Origin of the sequence: Lentibacillus kapialis, from assembly GCF_014646635.1 — a bacterium.
GTDB lineage: Bacteria > Bacillota > Bacilli > Bacillales > Amphibacillaceae > Lentibacillus > Lentibacillus kapialis.
In genome coordinates this window covers 1-19423 of sequence record NZ_BMNQ01000016.1, presented here as the reverse complement: position 1 = coordinate 19423, position 19423 = coordinate 1, and the positions used below count along the sequence as shown (strand labels likewise).

General features: G+C 42.9%; 16 protein-coding genes and 1 riboswitch. Of the genes, 15 read left to right on the top strand and 1 reads right to left on the bottom strand.

All coding sequences use genetic code 11. The annotated features are described in order from the left end of the window. Positions 1–8 precede the first annotated feature (8 nt). Positions 9–1370, bottom strand: a complete 1362-nt coding sequence (locus IEW67_RS07755) for a sigma-54 interaction domain-containing protein (protein WP_188632494.1) — start codon at positions 1368–1370, stop codon at positions 9–11. Positions 1371–1635: 265 nt separating this feature from the next. Here IEW67_RS07755 and IEW67_RS07750 point away from each other — a divergent pair, with 265 nt between their 5' ends. From IEW67_RS07750 to IEW67_RS07680, 15 genes are all read left to right on the top strand, one after another. Then, positions 1636–3762, top strand: coding sequence for an acetate--CoA ligase family protein (locus IEW67_RS07750; protein WP_188632493.1), 2127 nt, complete (start codon positions 1636–1638; stop codon positions 3760–3762). A gap of 67 nt (positions 3763–3829) precedes the next feature. Beyond that, entirely contained in the window at positions 3830–5071 is a 1242-nt protein-coding gene (locus IEW67_RS07745) for an acyl-CoA dehydrogenase family protein (protein WP_188632492.1), read from the top strand. Positions 5072–5430: 359 nt separating this feature from the next. Next, positions 5431–6429 carry an NAD(P)H-dependent flavin oxidoreductase gene (locus IEW67_RS07740; protein WP_188632491.1) on the top strand — a complete coding sequence of 333 codons (999 nt, stop codon included), beginning with the start codon at positions 5431–5433 and terminating at the stop codon, positions 6427–6429. A gap of 167 nt (positions 6430–6596) precedes the next feature. After that, positions 6597–7388, top strand: coding sequence for an SDR family oxidoreductase (locus tag IEW67_RS07735; RefSeq protein WP_229671698.1), 792 nt, complete (start codon positions 6597–6599; stop codon positions 7386–7388). 18 nt (positions 7389–7406) lie between these two features. Continuing rightward, positions 7407–8597 (top strand): acyl-CoA dehydrogenase family protein, encoded by a 1191-nt coding sequence (locus IEW67_RS07730; RefSeq protein ID WP_188632490.1) that lies wholly within the window; start codon positions 7407–7409, stop codon positions 8595–8597. A gap of 94 nt (positions 8598–8691) precedes the next feature. Then, a complete protein-coding gene (locus IEW67_RS07725) occupies positions 8692–9831 on the top strand; it encodes an ABC transporter ATP-binding protein (RefSeq protein ID WP_188632489.1) in 1140 nt (379 codons plus the stop codon). Beyond that, positions 9824–10507, top strand: a complete 684-nt coding sequence (locus tag IEW67_RS07720) for an ABC transporter permease (protein ID WP_188632488.1) — start codon at positions 9824–9826, stop codon at positions 10505–10507. Before IEW67_RS07725 ends, IEW67_RS07720 begins: the two co-directional genes overlap by 8 nt. Further along, the gene (locus IEW67_RS07715; protein ID WP_188632487.1) at positions 10504–11394 is read left to right on the top strand and encodes a glycine betaine ABC transporter substrate-binding protein; all 891 of its coding nucleotides are present in this window, start codon (positions 10504–10506) and stop codon (positions 11392–11394) included. Before IEW67_RS07720 ends, IEW67_RS07715 begins: the two co-directional genes overlap by 4 nt. A 10-nt stretch (positions 11395–11404) precedes the next feature. Next, the gene (locus IEW67_RS07710) at positions 11405–12043 is read left to right on the top strand and encodes an ABC transporter permease (RefSeq protein ID WP_188632486.1); all 639 of its coding nucleotides are present in this window, start codon (positions 11405–11407) and stop codon (positions 12041–12043) included. 162 nt (positions 12044–12205) lie between these two features. Further along, a riboswitch (FMN riboswitch) is annotated at positions 12206–12351 on the top strand. Positions 12352–12573: 222 nt separating this feature from the next. Then, positions 12574–13665, top strand: coding sequence for a bifunctional diaminohydroxyphosphoribosylaminopyrimidine deaminase/5-amino-6-(5-phosphoribosylamino)uracil reductase RibD (ribD, locus tag IEW67_RS07705; protein ID WP_188632523.1), 1092 nt, complete (start codon positions 12574–12576; stop codon positions 13663–13665). Continuing rightward, on the top strand, positions 13646–14239 hold the full coding sequence (gene ribE / locus IEW67_RS07700; protein ID WP_188632485.1) for a riboflavin synthase: 594 nt from the start codon (positions 13646–13648) through the stop codon (positions 14237–14239). Before ribD ends, ribE begins: the two co-directional genes overlap by 20 nt. Before the next feature lie 26 nt (positions 14240–14265). After that, positions 14266–15468 (top strand): bifunctional 3,4-dihydroxy-2-butanone-4-phosphate synthase/GTP cyclohydrolase II, encoded by a 1203-nt coding sequence (locus IEW67_RS07695; RefSeq protein ID WP_188632484.1) that lies wholly within the window; start codon positions 14266–14268, stop codon positions 15466–15468. Between the two features lie 49 nt (positions 15469–15517). Further along, positions 15518–15988 (top strand): 6,7-dimethyl-8-ribityllumazine synthase, encoded by a 471-nt coding sequence (ribH, locus tag IEW67_RS07690; RefSeq protein ID WP_268238651.1) that lies wholly within the window; start codon positions 15518–15520, stop codon positions 15986–15988. 352 nt (positions 15989–16340) lie between these two features. Then, complete coding sequence (locus tag IEW67_RS07685; RefSeq protein WP_188632482.1) at positions 16341–18221, top strand: ABC-F family ATP-binding cassette domain-containing protein; 1881 nt, start codon at positions 16341–16343, stop codon at positions 18219–18221. A gap of 124 nt (positions 18222–18345) precedes the next feature. After that, positions 18346–19014 carry a hypothetical protein gene (locus tag IEW67_RS07680; protein WP_188632481.1) on the top strand — a complete coding sequence of 223 codons (669 nt, stop codon included), beginning with the start codon at positions 18346–18348 and terminating at the stop codon, positions 19012–19014. The last annotated feature ends 409 nt before the right edge of the window (positions 19015–19423 follow it).

The window sequence follows — 19423 nt, the reverse complement described above, 5'->3', positions numbered from 1 at the left end:
ATCCAACATTATTGTTTTTGGCGTAAATCGTTGCAATACTCCCGAATAAGCTTTGTTGCAGTGGTTTGGCTTATCTTTAAATCTTCTGCAACTTTTCTCGAACTTCTATGTTTTTTAAAGGAATGGCGTATCATATGCTGCTTTGCTTGATCAACCGCATCATCCAGTGTGTCAGGTTGATTTAACGGAATAGGTGTATTCTTTTTTTGGTGGAATACCTCGGGAAGTGCATGATGATCAATAACCGTATCACTTATAATGACCAGCTTCTCCATTAAGTTTGCCAGTTGACGTATATTCCCCGGCCAGGAGTACCATTCCAATATATCCAGAGCATCCTGTGAAATAGGCTTATCTGATTCATATTCTTCGTTAAATTTATGTAAGAAGTGATAGATGAGTGGAATAATATCTTCCTTTCTATCTCTGAGTGGTGGTAATGTGATATCGATTACATTTAAACGGTAATATAAATCTTCTCTAAACTGTCCTTTCTCAATAAGCTTTTCCAAATTACGATTGGTCGCAACAATGAAACGAATATTGACCTTTTTCTTTGCATTTCCTCCAATTGGAATAAACTCCTTATCTTGCATCACTTGGAGTAATTTTGCTTGCAGAGACAGTGATAAATCGCCTATTTCATCAAGGAAAACGGTTCCATTATTCCCCATTTCAAGTAAGCCGGCTTTTCCTGAAGGATTAGCGCCGGTGAAGGCCCCTTTTGTATATCCGAATAGTTCGGACTCTAATAACTCCTCGGGTATAGCTGCACAATTAATGGTTAAATAAGGCATGCTTTTCCGCTTGCTGATTTGATGAATATAATTGGCCAGAACCCCTTTTCCAGTACCGGATTCCCCCTGAATTAAAATAGTGGAATTTGTGATGGCAACTTTTTGACAAAAAGCAATGATATCCTGCATTTTCGAGGAATGTGTTATGATTCCATGTTCCTCCAGTGTCGGCGTTTTATTGTTTGTATTTAACGTGACCGTTTTGTGGTCATGTAACTCTTTTGCCGTTGTAATCAGTAATTCAACCTCATCCTGGTCATTTAAAATAGGGATGGCTGAGGTAAGCAATTCTGCTCCCGTATTTGTCGTTTGAATAATGGAGATGGGCTTTTTACTCTTATCAATCTCCGGGTAAATGGATGGTGTCCAAAGCTTTTTTTGAAATAAGTCATGATTGAACTTGCCCAGCAGCATTTCTCTTGTTAAACCATAATTCTTTTCACAAGCCTTATTGGCATAAATAATTTGTCTGTTGTGATTAAAAATAATAATCTCGTCGGATAAATAATCCAACAGCTCTTTCAGTGTCTCCCCTGTAATTTCGACTTTATCCGTGTTGATTGATTCATCCACTCTGTAACACCCTCAATCCAAGAAGTAAGAATATTCCTATTATAAGTATAGCATAAATGATATATAAAATGCCTGAAATATTAACGCATTCCTTATTGCCTGGAGTGACAGATATGTAATTTAAAAGAACTCAGTGAGTATTAAAATACTCAATTTCAATGATTTAACGGTTGATGAAAATGGCAGCACAAGGCTTTTGATTTTTGGCATGAAAATTGCAGTATGTATTGATGAATACGCTTTAGCAAGATGGGGGTGGTAATACGTGGATCGTAAGCAGGAAAATTTAAAGCGGATGCTTAAACCGGAATGTATCGTTTTTATAGGGGGAAAAAACGTTATCCGGCATGGTGTTCAAAACTGCAAAAAAGCAGGATTCAAAGGGGAAATTTATGCTGTCCATAAAACCGTGACAGAAGTGGAAGGTGTCCCTTGCTATAGTAGCATAAGTGAACTTCCGCTGGTGCCTGACGCAGCTTTTATTGCGATACGCGGCGACAAGGCAATTGAGGTTGTAAAGGAATTGAAAGTTATGGGCGTTTCCGGTTGTGTCTGTTATGCTGCAGGATTTTCAGAAATCGGCAATTACCAATTGCACGAAAGTCTCATAGAGGCTGCTGGTGATATGGCATTGGCAGGTCCGAATTGTTACGGGATCATCAACTTCCTGGATCATGTACCGTTATGGCCGGATAGTTATGGATCGCTGTCGGCGGAGCAAGGTGTGGCTGTTATAAGCCAGAGTGGAAATCTTAGTCTTAATATAACTATGAATGATCGATCATTGCCGCTCGCGTACGTAATGAGTGTCGGTAATCAGGCAGTACTTGATATTGCGGATTATATCGTAGCATTGTGCGACGATCCAAGGGTTACAGCAATTGGTTTACACATTGAGGGGTTAGGTAATGTGGAAAAATTTATGCAGGCGGCGAAAACGGCTTTGGAAAAAGGAATCCCCCTTGTAGCATTCAAAACCGGGGTTTCTGAAGTCGGGGGTCAGGTAACCTTGAGTCATACTAGTTCCCTGGCTGGATCGGATGACCTGTATCAGGCGTTGTTCAAACGTTTCAACATTTGCCGTGTTGATTCACTGTCAGCGTTTTTGGAAACATTAAAATTATTTTCCATAGCGGGCACTTTCGAAGGGCGCGAACTGGGTGCTCTGACATGTTCAGGTGGCGAATCTGCCATTATTGCTGATATAGCAGAGAAAAAAGGGTTTGCGCTTCCAAATGTAACGTTGAGGCAAAAGGAGGAACTGAGCTCTTTGCTGACGACGTTTGAACATGTGTCCAATCCGCTTGACTATAATACATCCATATGGGGGGATGAAGAGAAATTAACAGCATGTTTTACAAGCTTTATAAAAGGACCTTTCCATACGACATTACTCATTTTGGATTACTTGAGTAAGGATAACAGTGATATCCGGTCCTGGGAAGCTGCCATCAATGCATTCATACGGGTGAATAACCAACTGCAGGCACAGATGCTCGTAGTATCTGTATTGCCTGAAGGGATGCCTTTCCTTTTCCGTGAAAAATTGATTGCGAATGGTATTGCACCGCTGCAGGGGATGACAGATGCATTTACCGCGATTCGTGCTGTTACCGAATATAACGAAAGAAGAAGGAATCTCAACCCTGTTTTAACGACCTTATTACAATCCAGTGATCAACTTCAACAGAACGACGACGCTGTTGTGTTAGACGAATGGAGGGGGAAACAAGAACTCTATGCATACGGTCTCAAGGTACCTTATGGAAAGATTGTCTCCATTCATGATGAACATCTGCTGGACAGCGGAATGGAAGGTCCATTTGTGGTGAAAGGTGTAAGCTCCAAGGTTTCCCATAAAACCGATATCGGTGCAGTCAAACTGAGTTTGCAGGCGGAAGATGAAATTAAGCAGGCACTTATGCAAATGAATGAGAATTTGGCGGATCAGGTGGAACATGATATGCAGTTTTTAGTGGAAAAAATGATACCGGATGCTGTAACAGAATTAAATCTGGGCATTAAACGGGATGACCAATTCGGATTGGCTTTGGTCATTAGTATGGGGGGCGAACTCGTTAATTTGATAAATGACAGTGTTCCCATTCTACTGCCAACAAATCGAGGTGAAATTTTGGAAGCGCTTTACTCACTCAAAGGAATAAAATTACTACAAGGGTTCAGGGGACGCGCTAAAGGGGATATAGAGGCGGTTGTACATGCGGCGGAATCTGTGGCAGCTTATGCTGAGGCGAACTGGAATAATATTTTAGAAATGGATATCAACCCACTTTTAGTACTTCCTGAAGGTCAGGGTGCTGTTGCTGTTGACGCTTTCATTAGAACAGCTGTCAGTACAAGTGAACCAGAAAGTCTTGTTGATGGACTTTAAGTATGCACGTATATCATAGCCGGAAGGAAATAACGTATCGAACTCATAAGCAAAGGAGCGGATGATAATGGATTTTAAGATTCCAGATCAGGTAAAGGAAGTCGTTGCCTCCATTGATAAATTTATAGAACAGGAAGTTGACCCTGTTAAAAAGCAATATCAGCAGCAATTAACAAATGACAGGTATTTTTATGACGAAAATGGATTATACGCTAAGGAAACAATGGATGCAATACGTAAGGTCCGCAAGAAATCTGCCGAAGCAGGTTTTTTCCATATGTTTGCGGACCCTGAACTGGGAGGATCAGGTGATGAATTCGGTCCGTTGAATATGGTTCTGATCCACGAATTGTTGTACAGAAAACATGGCCAGGATTTGCTGACTCAGCATATATTCCCAATTGGTTTATTTACTGATGGGCTTACACCGGTATTAAAAGGATTAAAGCCGGAAGTGAAAGCTGACATATTACCTGGAGTACAGAGTGGGGATACCTGGTTGTGTTTTGGATTATCGGAACCGGACGCGGGTTCTGATATATGGAATTTAAAAACCAGGGCAGTGAAAGACGGTGATCACTGGGTGTTAAATGGTACCAAACAGTGGATTTCCTATGCTCCCTATTCCGACTATGCCATGATTTTTGCGATTACAGATCCGGAAATGGTGCGCCAAAAAAGCGGCGGCATCACGTGTTTTCTTGTACCATTGGATGGGGTTACGTGTGTAAGTGACTCTGCTATCCCCCTGTTAGGCAATTTGGGCGGGGATACCGGAATCATTTCACTTGAGGATGCCCGGGTGCATGAAAAATATATTATAGGCGATGTTCATCAGGCTTATAAAACAGCGCTGGATGGCATCAACCTTGGACGGTTATCTGTGGCAGCAAACTGCGTTGGCACTGCACAATGGGCTTTAGATAAGGCGATTGAGTATGCAAATGAACGAAAAACCTTTGGTGTAACAATAGGAAAGCATCAGACAATACAGACGATGATCGCTGATTGTGCGCTGGAAATATACGCTGCTCAAAATATGGTGCTGCATTGTGCGTGGAAAGTAGAGAACCAAAACAAATCACCTGTCAAGGAACTTTCCATGGTTAAAGCACATGCCACCGAAATGACACAGTCTGTTCTTGATAAGTGTATGCAAATTCATGGCGGTATGGGATTAACGAATGAACTGGGCCTTGAACATGTATGGAGATGGGCCCGCGAGCAACGAATACCGGATGGAACGACAGAAATGCAAAAACGTACGATAGCAAAAGAACTTTTAAAAGGGGGGACGAGTTTCTTGTAGTGATAACACATTTAAATTAGTGGTTTTACATCATTACTTCTATTGTTTGGTTGCTGGGCTCACTCTTTTGATTGGAATGACTTTCGAGATGAGCCCGTGAAAAATTTCAGCATTGTTATGATTCCCATGGGGGTTAAAATTTCACAAAGGATTTTAAGATTAATTAAATGAGTTTGAATAAACTCATTGAGTCCTTTTCAACTCATTTATTTTTCATTTATTCAGAATATACACTATTTTTATGGCTTTTGCATTGATTAGCTACTGGCATGCTTTTTGCATAGTAATCTATGAGATATTCCATATGTTGCAAAAAGAGCCAATAAAGGTTCTTTCTATCAAAAAGGAGTGTTAAACTTATGCAAAACAAATTCCAGGAACTTAAGCAACAACTAAAAATTCCTGCTATCATGGCACCAATGTTTTTAATTTCCAATCCGGAAATGGTGATTCAGGCATGTCAGTCTGGAATTATCGGTACATTTCCAGCGTTGAATGCACGAACGAACGACATTCTGGATGAGTGGATGACCGAAATAAACAAGCGATTGGAACAATTTAAGAAGGAACATCCGAATGAAGTCGTTTCCCCTTGGGGGATTAATTTCATTAGCCATAAATCGAAATCAATGAATAAACGGTATGACGAGGATCTTCAGTTAATTGAAAAGCATCAGCCACCAATTGTTATTACGTCGTTAGGTGATCCAAGTGCTGTTGTAGAAATTGTTCATCAATACGGGGGGATTGTATTATCGGATGTTATTAATGTGAAATTTGCCAAGAAGGCATTGGAAAAAGGCAGTGAGGGATTGATTCTTGTCGCAAATGGTGCCGGCGGACACGGTGGTGTGTTAAATCCGATTGCCTTTATTCACGAAATCCGTCGTTTTTTTGACGGTCCAATTATCTTAAGCGGGGCTATATCAAAAGGAGAAGATATTCTGGCAGCGGAGATCCTGGGTGCTGATTTAACTTATTTGGGTACTCGATTTTTAACTGCAGAAGAAAGCGGGGCAGATATGGCATACAAGAATATGACAGTTGCCTCTTCTATTGAGGACATTATTTATACCCCTGCATTCAGCGGCATACCTGCAAATTATCTGATACCCAGTATTGTGAATGCCGGCCTGGACCCGGCCAATCTTCCGGAAAAAGGGGAACTCGATTTATCCGGAGAGGAGAATTCAAAAATTCGGGCATGGAAGGATATCTTAAGTGCGGGGCAAGGTGTTGGGGGAAACCAAAAAATTCAACCCGTTACTGAGATAGTGGAAGAGCTTTCCGGACAATACCAGGCTGCACAAGAAAGAATAGTTGATCAATATAAAACATTTGTCGGGACTAAGTCATAAAGCAATCATAACCGTTGATGAAGGTATCCGTATTAGTATGGAAAATTGTCCCTTCGTTATTGAATGGAGCGTGCTGTAACATTTGAAAGCGCTTTCTATAAAGGGTTCAGAAAGGAAATAATCTGTCTTTCAGAGGAGATAAACGAGCTAAAAGGGGGCATAGACACTTGAAACAAGAGATTTTTGCACCTGGACTTTTGACGGGGAAATCGGTACTGATAACCGGTGGCGGTACGGGGATTGGTTTGGCCATGGCCCAGTTGCTTGGAGAGTTGGGGGCGCATGTAATTTTGGTTGCCAGGACAGCCGAAACATTGGAAGAAGCGGTCACGAAATTACACACGGAACATATCAGTGCTGACTGCATTCCGGTCAATATCCGCGAAGAGCAGGAAGTAACGGAATTGTTTGATACTGTTTCAGCTAAATGGGGAGGTTGTGACTTTCTAATCAACAATGCGGGAGGGCAATTTACCGCACAAGCTTTGAATATTTCTGCGAATGGATTTCGGTCCGTTGTTGATTTAAATTTACAAGGTACATGGCAAATGAGTTCTGCCTTTGCCCGCATGTTAATCGAAAAAGGCAGAGTTGGCCGAATCATAAATATCGTCCTATGCCTTCAATCCGGGGTTCCCGGTATGGTTCATGCCGGTGCTGCACGGGCAGGTGTCATGAATATGACAAAAACACTGGCCTATGAATGGGGGGAACATGGGATTCTTGTTAATGCTATTGCGCCGGGAACAATTGCAACGAGTGGCTTGAAACAATATAACACAGATCAGATACAAAAAGGGGTTAGCCGGCTTCCGGTTAGCAGGATTGGAAGAGCTGATGAAATTGCGATGGCTGCAGCATATCTGTTATCACCAGCTGGAAGTTATATCACCGGTACAACACTTGAAGTTGATGGGGGTGAGCATTTGCTCGGTGCATCCGATCAAATTAAAGGATAGTGAAAGGGGAATGTTAGCATGGCGAACTTAACAGAAACGAATAGTTTTCAGTCGTCTCTATCTTTGAAACATCAAAACCTGCAAAGAAAAGCACAGCGATTTGCTGAGGAAGTTTTGATGCCTTATGAGTCGCAATGTGAAGAAAACGATGGCCTTGATCAGGCAAGTTTGTACGTAATTAATCAGGATGTTTTGAATTGGGAATTGAATGCTATTAATCATGCTAAGGAAGATGGCGGGCAAGGTCTTACAATATTTGAACAAATGCTGATTAACGAACAACTGGGCAAAGTAACCAACGCAATTTGGGACACGGTGTTTCAGCCGGCTTATCCTTTGAGACTGGCAACCGAACAGCAAAAGAAAGAATACGTTATCCCGACGAATCAGGGGTTACGCCGTGATGCTTATGCGATTACAGAGGAGCAGGCGGGTTCTGATCCAAGTCAATGTATTACAAGAGCTGATCGGGTGGATGGCGGTTTTCGCATCAATGGGGAAAAATGGTTTGTGACAGTTGGTGATGCAGCAGATTATTTACTTGTGCATGCCCATGTGGATGGTGATCCGAGTCAAGCGACAGTGTTTTTTGTCGATAAGGATACGGAAGGCGTGAAGGTGAAACGGACCCCACTTTACACGCATCATTTCGCTTACGAGCATCCGGAATTTATTTTTGAAGATGTACTGGTGGATGAAATGAAAATACTCGGCAACGTCGGGGAAGGATATGATTTGACAAAAGACTGGTTTGTGGAAGCTCGGTTAGGCATTGCAGCACGGTGTGTCGGTGCGGCAACAAGAGCTCTTGAATCGGCAAATGATTTTGCTGCCGAACGTCAACAATTCGGCAAAAGCATTCGCAATTTTCAAGCGATTGAATTTAAATTGGCAGACATGACGGTTGCGATTATGGCTGCGAAAAGTATGTTATATCGCGTGTGCAGCGATATCTCGGAAAGTTATGATCGAAAAGCCAATCATGCCCGTGCTGCCGCCTTAAAATTATATTGCTCCGAGATGGCCGGAAATGTATGTGATCAGGCAGTGCAAATACTCGGAGGTCGTGGGTATATGCGTGAAAATGCGGTGGAAAGACTCTGGCGCGATGTCCGGGTGGATCGGATTTGGGAAGGGACATCAGAAATACAGCGTACGATTATCGGCGGGCAAATCAAAAAACGCGGTTTGGGCATCTATGTGGGCTAATGGAGCAGCAAGGCGCGAAATGGAGTGGGAAGGTCTTATATTTAGAAGGGTGCGGCAATCTTGGTTGTAAATATTCAGAAGGTGGTGAGTCCGAATGATTGAATTTAAAAATATCTATAAAAAATATGAAGGGGGTCAAGATGTTTTAAAAGATATTAACCTAACGTGTGAAGACGGGGAAATTACCGTGTTAATCGGACCTAGCGGCTGCGGAAAAACAACAACAATGAAATTGATTAACCGTCTGATCAACCCGACGCAGGGAAGCATCCTCATCAACGGAAATAATATCTCAACCGTTAATCCGGTTGAACTGAGAAGGGAAATTGGTTACGTCATTCAACATATTGGATTATTTCCACATATGACCATCGCACGAAACGTCGGGGTTGTACCCCATTTATTAAAGTGGGATAAAACGCAAATCGATAGCCGCGTGAATGAATTACTGGAACTTGTCGGGTTGGACCCGAAAGTATACCGGGAGCGCTATCCTTCTGAATTAAGTGGTGGCCAGCAACAGCGTATTGGGGTTATCAGGGCTCTTGCGGTCGAACCGGAGACTATTTTAATGGATGAACCATTCAGTGCGCTGGACCCTATCAGTCGTGAACAACTTCAAGAGGAATTGGTTCGTTTGCAAAAGGAAATCCAAAAGTCAATTGTGTTCGTGACCCATGACATGGATGAAGCACTGAAAATTGCAGATAAAATTGTGTTAATGCGGGATGGGAAGATCGTCCAGCATGGCAGTCCGGAAGAAATCTTACGTCGACCGGCCAATGACTTTGTGAAAAACTTCATCGGAAAAAAGCGTTTGCAACCAGCAATCAATATGCCGACTGTTGCCGATGTCATGATGCGAAAGCCTGCTACAATCCTGCCTTACCGGGGGTTGGCAGTTGCGATGAATATGATGGAAAAGAAACAGGTTGATTCCCTTGTTGTTGTGGATGATGATAACCACATCGAAGGTTATGTTTCGATCTATGGTGTATCAAGAGAATTTGATAATGAAAATATGCAGGTGAAAGATATTATCCAGCCATTCACACATAGTGCGGCACCGGATTCATTGCTGGCGGATGCCATTCATATTCTGGACGAGAGCAAATCATCCTACATTCCGGTTGTAGGGGCCAGTGGTAAACTGGTGGGTCTTTTGACCAGGGGGAGTATTGTCGGCCATATGCGGGATATGTATTCGCAGGAAAGGTGGGCATATAATGCATGAATTCAGTGATTATTTCTATGTGTTTGTCGAACGTTCGTCTGATATTTTCGAAGCTCTTCTGCAGCATCTGCTGATCTCGGTTGTAGCTATTTTGCTTGGATGTGTGGTCGCTGTTCCCCTTGGTATTTTTCTTTCTAAAACAAGTTTTAAATGGATTCAATCGATTGTATTTACTATTACCAATATTTTCCAAACGATTCCGAGTCTGGCGATGCTGGCCATTTTTATTCCCTTGATTGGGATCGGGTTAAAGCCGGCTATTATTGCGCTGTTTTTATACTCATTAATGCCCATTCTACGCAATACATACGCTGCTTTCGAATCCATTGATGACGGAATCATCGAATCTGCCAGAGGTATGGGGTACAGTTCTCTGCAGCAAATGATCCAAATTGAAGTGCCGCTTGCCATGCCGTATATTATGTCTGGAATCAGGCTGACAACGGTGTATATTATCAACTGGGCCACACTGGCGGCCTTGATCGGTGCCGGGGGTCTGGGGCAGTTGATTATTGGCGGGATGGGTGTTAACAACAAACCGCTTATTATGGCAGCTGCCATTCTTGCCATGGTACTGGCGCTTACCATTGATTTTCTGTTTGGACGGGTAGAGAAGACTTTTGTTAAAAGGGAAAGTTCAGCACAAAATTCAATGCAAATGGAGGAGAAGGCATGAAAAAATTAGGGATCACTTCATTTTTAATCCTATTGTTCATTGCACCACTTGCAGCGTGTTCGGGTGGTGGAACTATCACAATTGGGGCACAGACATATACGGAAACCAAAATTCTTGCACATATGTATAAGGATTTAATTGAACAGGAGACTGACCTGAATGTTGAGATAACTCCGGATATGGCAACAAGTCCGATTGTGCTGGAAGGAATGCAGGGCGGAGATATCGACATGTCGACCCAGTTCACCGGTACTGCTCTTTCATCGTTTACTGATATTGATAACCCCCAGGATTCCGAAGCTACATTGGATCAGGCGAAGGAATTCTTCAGTGGTGAGGATTTTAACTTTAAATTCTTTGATGCATTGGGATATGCGAATACGTATGCATTTACGGTACGAGAAGAGCTTGCTGATAAGCATAATCTTGAAAAGGTATCAGACTTGGAAGATATGGCGGGCGATTTCAGTGCCGGCTTCGACACGGCATGGCTGGAGCGCGAAAATGATGGTTACCCTGCCTTTGTAGACACGTACGGGTTTGAGTTTGGCGATACGAATCCAATGGAAATTGGTCTTGTGTATGATGCGGTGAAGAATGGGGAAGTGGATGTTGTCCTTGCCTATTCTACGGATCCGCGTATTCTTGCATTCGATCTAAAGATTCTGGAGGATGACAAAAATTTCTTCCCGCCGTACGATGCTGCCCCTGTGGTACGCCGGGAAGTACTGGATGAGAACCCTGAAATTGCTGATGCGATTGAACCATTAATTGGTCGGTTTGATGAAGAAATAATGGGTGACTTGAATGGAAAAGTTGACCTTGACGGAGAAGAAATAGAAGATGTTGCCAAGGAGTATCTGGAAAAAGAAGACTTACTAAAGTAGGTGATAGCTAATGGAAGCACTGCTCAGTTTTTTCGACTATTTTTCCGGAAGCTGGATGGATCTGCTGGAAATGACGTATGAGCATATTATAATGGTTTTACTTGGCGTTCTTTTTGCATTAATCGTCGGCATTCCTCTTGGCATTTTATGCACCGGAAATAAAAAGTTTGAATCAATTATTCTGGCACTTGCCAATATGATCCAGGTTATACCAAGCTTAGCCCTGTTGGCAGTCTTGATGATTATATTTGGACTTGGATTTAACACAGTGGTGATTGGGCTGTTCCTTTACTCGCTCCTTCCGATTATCCGGAACACAGTGGTCGGACTGAAGGAAGTGAATAAGGAATCAATTGAGGCTGGAACTGGTATGGGAATGACTCGTCTTCAGTTATTATTAAAAGTCAAGTTTCCCTTATCACTGCCTTTTGTACTGGCCGGACTGCGGATTGCACTGGTTATCGGGATAGGTGTAGCGACCCTTGCACCATTTATTGGTGGCGATGGCTTAGGAAGGGAAATTATTGCCGGGATCAACGTACGGGATACGGAAAAAATATACGGAGGTGCCATTTTTGCAGCGATACTGGCCATCTTGGTTGATTACTTGCTGGGAATTGTACAGGAGCGGATTGAAGCGAAACAGTGATGATTGCATTTGTGTGTAGTAGAGACTGCAGCTTCTCATGATGGTTGTATTCGGGTGAGCAACAATTATTTTCCTGTGTTTAAAAGTACGATAGTGAAAAAGATCTGTAAACTTGCATATTCCGCGCATTTACGTTATAACTATAATAAATATTCATAAATTACATTCCTTCGGGGCAGGGTGAAATCCCCGACCGACGGTGATGAGGCTTAGCCTCAAAGTCCGTGACCCGCGCGGTGTAGAACCAAGCGGTGGATCCGGTGAAACTCCGGAACCGACAGTGACAGTCTGGATGGGAGAAGGAATTTTTCGGATCGTTTTCAAAGCGTTAAGTGTATGCAATTGGTGTTTTTCAATTGTGATATGCTTAGTTGGTTTGATTTATGAACGATACGATGAAATTCTGTCCTTATGCCTCTGAAGCGAATTCAGGGGCTTTTTTAATATTCACTTTTAATACCTATTGGGGATCAATTGGAGTCCCGAGATGTTTTTCAAAGGGAGGAGCTGCTGTGAACGACGAACATTATATGCAATTGGCATTAAACCTGTCCAGATCAGTTTCAGGGCAAACGAGTCCAAATCCACCAGTGGGCGCAGTTGTTGTCAAAGATAGCGAAATTGAGGGGATTGGTGCTCATTTAAAGGCGGGGCATCCGCATGCAGAGGTTCATGCGCTCCAAATGGCCGGCGACAAAGCAAGAGGTGCCACTATATATGTCACACTTGAGCCATGTAGCCACCATGGCAGAACACCGCCGTGTGCTGATTTGATCATTGAAAAGGGGGTAACTCGGGTAGTTATTGCTGTAAAGGACCCGAATGAAAAAGTTGCCGGTCGCGGGATTAAAAAGATAGAAGCGGCAGGTGTAGATGTTGAGCTGGGTGTATTGCAACAAGAGGCTGCAGAAGTAAATAAGTATTTTTTCCATTATACCCGGACCAAAACACCGTATGTCACCATGAAGTCAGCTGTCAGTCTGGACGGGAAAACGGCAACATATACCGGTGACAGCAAATGGGTCACGGGTGAGGCGTCAAGGCGTGACGTTCATCAGTACCGTCATACCCATGATGCGATTCTGGTCGGTGTAAATACGATTCTTGCTGACAATCCAAGTCTCACAGCGCGTATTCCTGCCGGAGGCAAAAATCCGCTGCGCATTATTCTTGACAGCAATCTTCGCACACCGTTGAATGCAAATGTCGTCAATGATCAACAAGCTACTACTTGGATTTTAACTGAACAGAATATTACCGAAGAACAAACAGCACTATTTAAAAATAAGAGCGGTGTGAGCGTTATTCCACTTAATTCATTGGAACCCGGTAATGTGCTCACGTATTTGGGAGATCAAAAAGTCCTGTCATTATTCGTTGAAGGCGGTGCTGCGGTGAACGGTTCATTTCTGGGAAGTGGTAAAATCAATCAGCTTGTGCAATATATGGCTCCGAAATTAATCGGGGGAAGAGAAGCACCGTCATCGATTGCCGGCAATGGTTTTAAGCGTATGACAGAAACACTGCAGTTGGATATCTTAAAGACCGAAATGATTGGCGGGGATTTTAAAATAGTAGCGGAACCGCGAAAGGACGATTCAAATGTTTACGGGGATTATTGAAGAAAAGGGAATCATTAAACAAATACAGCAGGTTTCCGACACGTCCATTCAGATGGCAATCGGGTCTTCAAAAGTTCTGGAAGATATTCAAATGGGCGACAGTATTTCGGTGAATGGTATTTGTCTGACCGTGACCTCTTTTTCGGAAACAGGTTTTCAGGTGGACGTCATGCCGGAAACGATCAAAGCAACATCTTTAAGGACGCTCGCGAATGGTTCGAGTGTGAATCTTGAACGTTCGATGCCTGCAAATGGCAGATTTGGCGGCCATTTTGTTTCCGGTCATGTGGATGGGCTCGGCACGATTGTTCGTAAAGAAAAACAGGAAAATGCGCTATATTTTGATGTGGAAATACCGGGTGAACTGATGATTTATTTTATCATGAAAGGTTCAGTTGCCGTGGATGGCGTCAGTCTGACAGTATTCGGGATCAGCGGCAAAACATTTACGATATCACTTATACCGCACACAGTGTCAGAGACAGTTTTGGGGGACAAAAGACAAGGCGATTACGTGAATATTGAATGTGATTTGCTGGCGAAACATATGAAAAATATGCTGAATCAACAGTAACTTTAACAGCGAAGGAAGTGGACAAGGTGTTGGATGCAATTAAAGATGCGATAAATGATTTGAAGGCAGGAAAACCGGTTATTGTGGTTGATGATGAAGATCGGGAAAATGAGGGAGATCTGGTGGCATTGTCGGAAAAAGCGACATCGGATGTCATTAATTTTATGATCACCAATGGCAGAGGTCTTGTGTGTACATCCATTAAAGCAGACTTAGCTAAGCAGTTGAGGTTGTCGCTAATGACGAGTCAGAGCAGTGACCCGTTTGGAACAGCATTCACGGTCAGTATCGACCATAATGATACAACGACCGGTATAAGCGCTGAAGAACGATCCAAAACAATTCGGTCATTGCTTGAGCCGGATGTTAAAGCGGATGATTTCAAGCAGCCGGGTCACGTCTTTCCGCTGATTGCTAAAGATGGCGGCGTTTTAATACGACAGGGTCACACCGAGGCCTCTGTGGATCTGGCGCAATTGTGCGGTTCTTTCCCGTCAGGTGTCATTTGTGAAATTATCAAAGATGACGGCACAATGGCCCGCTTGCCGGACTTGCGGAAAATGGCCGCAGAATTTGATTTAAAACTGATTTCGATTGCTGATCTTATGGCTTACCGCAAACAACATGAAGTGCACATCAGTCGGGATGTGGAAACAACGCTTCCGACCGAATTTGGCACCTTTAACGTATATGGTTACACGAATGATTTGGATGATAAGGAACATATTGCGCTTGTAAAAGGCGACATTCACAAGGCAGAGCCGGTGCTTACACGGGTGCATTCCGAATGTCTGACCGGTGATGTATTTGGTTCTCATCGCTGTGATTGCGGGCCGCAGCTGCAGAAGGCTTTAAATAAAATCAATGAAGCAGGCACCGGTGTGTTTGTATACATGCGGCAAGAAGGCCGCGGCATCGGGCTGCTTAACAAATTGCGTGCCTATCACCTGCAGGATACTGGGATGGATACCGTTGAAGCCAATAAACAGCTGGGGTTTGCACCGGATATGCGTGACTATAATATCAGCGCACAGATTTTAAACGATTTAGGTGCAGAAAAAGTGAATCTTTTAACCAATAATCCAGCAAAAATGCAGGGGCTTCAGACATATGGCATTCAAGTCAATGCACGTGTACCGATTGAAACAGGTTCAACGGCGGAAAATGAACGCTATATGCACACGAAATATCAGAAGATGGGGCATTTATTCAGTTTTCATCATAACTAATGCCCATTTAGCCGGAATGCTTATTAATCAATGGAAGGGAAGATCTAATTTGGGTGAAACATTTGAAGGCAGCCTTGTCGGTTCAGACTTGAAAATTGGCATGGTTGCAGCACGGTTTAATGACTTCATTACGAGCAAATTACTTGAAGGCGCAGTCGATACGTTAAAACGGCATGGTGTCAAAGAAGAGAATATTGATATTGCCTGGGTTCCGGGCGCATTTGAAATTCCTGTGGCTGCTGAGAAAATGGCAGCCAAGGATGAATATGATGCTGTTGTCACACTTGGGGCGGTTATCCGCGGTTCAACACCGCATTTCGATTATGTATGCAGTGAAGCGGCCAAAGGGATATCCCAAGCGGGAATGCAATCCGGCAAACCGGTTATTTTTGGGGTGCTGACGACCGAAACGATTGAGCAGGCGATTGAACGTGCCGGAACAAAATCCGGCAATAAAGGATCGGAAGCAGCTGCTGCGGCTATTGAAACAGCCAATGTTATCAAGGAATTGAATGGCTGATTGAGTTTGTACGCGTATCGTCAGCAGATTGCGGAACAGGCAGTGCTGTAACGGTTTTTTGTCGCTTGTGAGGCTTTCAAATGTTTATGATGGTACAGTCGGCTATAATAAGGTACACTGGAGGCAGACATTTTATCTGGAGGCAATTAAAATTAAAGGGTTAGTCTATCAAATCGTTATAATAGGTCTTATCTGGACAGGAATGGCCTTCTTTTTTCAGAAAATGGATTCCTTTAGTAAGTTTATTTTCTATGCTGCCACGTCCTGGCTGTTATTTTTAATTGTCATATTAATCAAGCAGCTATTTAAGACACGCCATAACGATGAAGATTCATAATAGGAAGGTAATATCATGCTTACGGTTGAAAATTTATATAAATCATACGGCGACAAAACATTATTGAATGGTATTTCGTGTATCATCAAACCGGATGACCGAATCGGGCTTATTGGTGTCAATGGGACTGGCAAATCAACTTTTTTGAAAGTCATCGCGGGGATCGATACAGCAGAGACAGGAACCATTGATCATGCAAAAGATTATCAGATTGAGTATCTGCCCCAGGAACCTGAACTAGCTCCCGGATTGAATGTAATCGAGCAAATCTATTACGGGCAAGCGGCGATCATGAAAATCATGCGCGAATATGAGCAAGTGCTTCTTGAACTGCAACATGATTCCGAAAACAAAAAAGTTCAGGAACGGCTCTTGGAAAAGCAGCAGCAAATGGATGAATATGGAGCCTGGGAAGCTAATTCTGCCGCTAAAACAATCCTTACTAAACTGGGAATTAAGGACTTTCATAAAAAGGTGGAGGAGCTCTCAGGCGGCCAGAGAAAACGGGTGGCTATCGCAAAAGCACTAATTCAGCCCGCTGATTTGCTGATCTTGGATGAACCGACTAACCATCTTGACAATGAAACGGTCGATTGGCTGGAAACGCATTTGTCCTCGTACAAGGGTGCTCTGATGCTCGTAACCCATGACCGCTACTTTTTGAATCGGGTTACTAATCAAATTTTTGAACTGGATAAAGGCAATCTTTATACGTATGACGGCAATTATGAATTGTTTTTGGAGAAAAAAGCTGAGAGAGAAGCATTGGAAAAAAGTGAAGAAGAGAAGCACCGGAATACATTGCGTCGGGAACTTGCCTGGCTGAAACGGGGGCCAAAAGCTCGCGGAACGAAGCAAAAGGCGCGGGTTGAGCGAGTTCAGGAAATGCAAAGGCAGACGTTTGATACCGAATCGCAGGATGTGTCTATTGAAGCAGGGTCAACAAGGCTTGGCAAAAAAGTGATTGAGCTTGAAGGAATTGAAAAAAGTTACAGTTCCGGTCAGCTGTTAACGGATTTTGATTTTCTGGTTGTCCCTGGTGATCGACTTGGGATTGTGGGACCGAATGGATCGGGAAAAACAACGCTTTTGAATATTATAGCCGGACGTATTACGCCTGATAAAGGTAGCATGGACATTGGACCTACTGTTAAAATCGGTTATTATACGCAAGATGATGAAGAACTCGATGGAGATAAGCGGCTGATCGAGTACATCCGGGAAGTGGCTGAAGTCATCTATACAAAGAACGGTGAGGCCATTACAGCAGAACAAATGCTGGAACGGTTTTTATTCTCACGGCGTGAACAGTGGAATTATATCCGGAAATTATCGGGCGGTGAGCGGCGCCGTCTTTATTTGCTTAAGGTTCTGATGTCGGAGCCGAACGTGTTACTGTTGGATGAGCCGACCAATGATCTGGACACACAGACACTGAGTGTTCTTGAAGAATATTTGGATCAATTCCCGGGTGTTGTCATGACGGTATCGCACGATCGGTATTTTCTTGATCGTGTCGTTGATCATATGCTTGTGTTTAAGGAACAGCATCCGATTGAACATTTTTACGGCAACTACAGCGAGTTTCTGGAACGGGAAAGAGAGGAACAAAAACAACACGATCCCAAACCAGCAAAAAAACCTGAGCAAAAAACTCCAAAGAAAAAGAAAATGTCCTACAATGAGAAAAAGGAATGGAAAACAATCGAAGACGAAATAACAGAGCTTGAGGCAACCATTAACAGCCTTCAGGAACGGATAGCAGGCGCGGGGAGTGATACCGAAAAAGTGCAGGAGCTTTATAAGGAGCAACAGGAAATGGAGGATAAATTGGAAGCGAAAATGGCACGCTGGGAAGAACTTTCATCTCTGGCTGAGAAGTTGGAAAGCAATTGAATGAAGATAACTATTTGAAAAAATAACTACATAAATTTGTATAATCATCAATTTTATGTTTATTTTGTATCGTATTGCGGAAAATAAAAGTGGTATAATAGATAATATCGGAGGAGGTAAGAGAATGAAGCTGTTTCAAGTCAGAAAAGGACAATTTGTCTATTATAAAAATGAACTTCATAAGGTATATTCCGTGAAGCCTATGTTTAAACAATCCGTACACCTTTATCGTTTAAAGGATATGCAGCAGGACATAACACGAGCGAGCAATATTGAACCGTGCAGACCAAAACATAATGATTCCTTTATCTTTTACGGAAGACGTTACACTATTGATAAAAATAAGAAACCTGAACCGGGTGATTACATTTTAATTATCAAACCCGCACCCGATTTTCTTGATCATTATTCCCTTAACGAGATTGAAAAGGTCGATAATGTGGAAGACGGAAATGTCGTGACAACACGGGATAATGGTGTGAAACACAGCGAATATGTCGTATTGGTCCCTGGAAAAGCAGAGAAGAGCGAAGATATCGCCTATTATGACAAAACGCTAGTATCGGAAGTGCAACTCGCAGAAGATGAATCACCTCAGATATCCGGTGATGTCAGCGGTGACTCACCAGTTGTCGGTGATATTTATTATGATCTAAAAAATGATACAAAAGCAATGATTATCGCCATGACAGAAGATGAAGTGTTTATGGGGCATAATGTTACGGTTCATGTAACGGAGCTGTCGGATGAAGACAAATTCCGTTTAATTTACCGCTTTGATGAAGGGTTTTAAAAAGAAGCACCGATTTGCCGGTGCTTCTTTATTTAAAGATCAGAAAGTATATAATTTTTAGCCCTATTGATACTTCGTCGAATATTGCCACGTCCGGCTCCAGCACTAATGTTGTAGCGTGACTTCTCGATAAGTCAATAGCGATTCGCTTGTGCTCTTAAAGAGTTTCCTTATCTCCCGTGGGCCCTGATCGGCTAAAACCGCCGCGATAGTTTTGCCCTGTTTTCACACGAATAGCGGAATGAGAAACCGTTCGGTATGGATAGTCCAGCTTTGGCGGATTCTCATTCCGTTATTTGCGTCAATTAAAGCCTTTCCAACACGTTAGCGGATCCTCATTCCGCTATTTCCTCTTTTCATCCTAGTTTTGCCCTATTCTTACCCAAATAGCGGAATGAGGATTCATTAC

Bases quoted from the DNA above. Each gene is read 5' to 3' on its own strand.
- IEW67_RS07680 (WP_188632481.1), top strand. From the start codon at position 18,346: ATGAAGCTGTTTCAAGTCAGAAAAGGACAATTTGTCTATTATAAAAAT.
- IEW67_RS07710 (WP_188632486.1), top strand. From the start codon at position 11,405: ATGGAAGCACTGCTCAGTTTTTTCGACTATTTTTCCGGAAGCTGGATG.
- IEW67_RS07715 (WP_188632487.1), top strand. From the start codon at position 10,504: ATGAAAAAATTAGGGATCACTTCATTTTTAATCCTATTGTTCATTGCA.
- IEW67_RS07685 (WP_188632482.1), top strand. From the start codon at position 16,341: ATGCTTACGGTTGAAAATTTATATAAATCATACGGCGACAAAACATTA.
- IEW67_RS07725 (WP_188632489.1), top strand. From the start codon at position 8,692: ATGATTGAATTTAAAAATATCTATAAAAAATATGAAGGGGGTCAAGAT.
- ribD (WP_188632523.1), top strand. From the start codon at position 12,574: ATGCAATTGGCATTAAACCTGTCCAGATCAGTTTCAGGGCAAACGAGT.
- IEW67_RS07745 (WP_188632492.1), top strand. From the start codon at position 3,830: ATGGATTTTAAGATTCCAGATCAGGTAAAGGAAGTCGTTGCCTCCATT.
- IEW67_RS07730 (WP_188632490.1), top strand. From the start codon at position 7,407: ATGGCGAACTTAACAGAAACGAATAGTTTTCAGTCGTCTCTATCTTTG.
- IEW67_RS07740 (WP_188632491.1), top strand. From the start codon at position 5,431: ATGCAAAACAAATTCCAGGAACTTAAGCAACAACTAAAAATTCCTGCT.
- ribE (WP_188632485.1), top strand. From the start codon at position 13,646: ATGTTTACGGGGATTATTGAAGAAAAGGGAATCATTAAACAAATACAG.
- IEW67_RS07720 (WP_188632488.1), top strand. From the start codon at position 9,824: ATGCATGAATTCAGTGATTATTTCTATGTGTTTGTCGAACGTTCGTCT.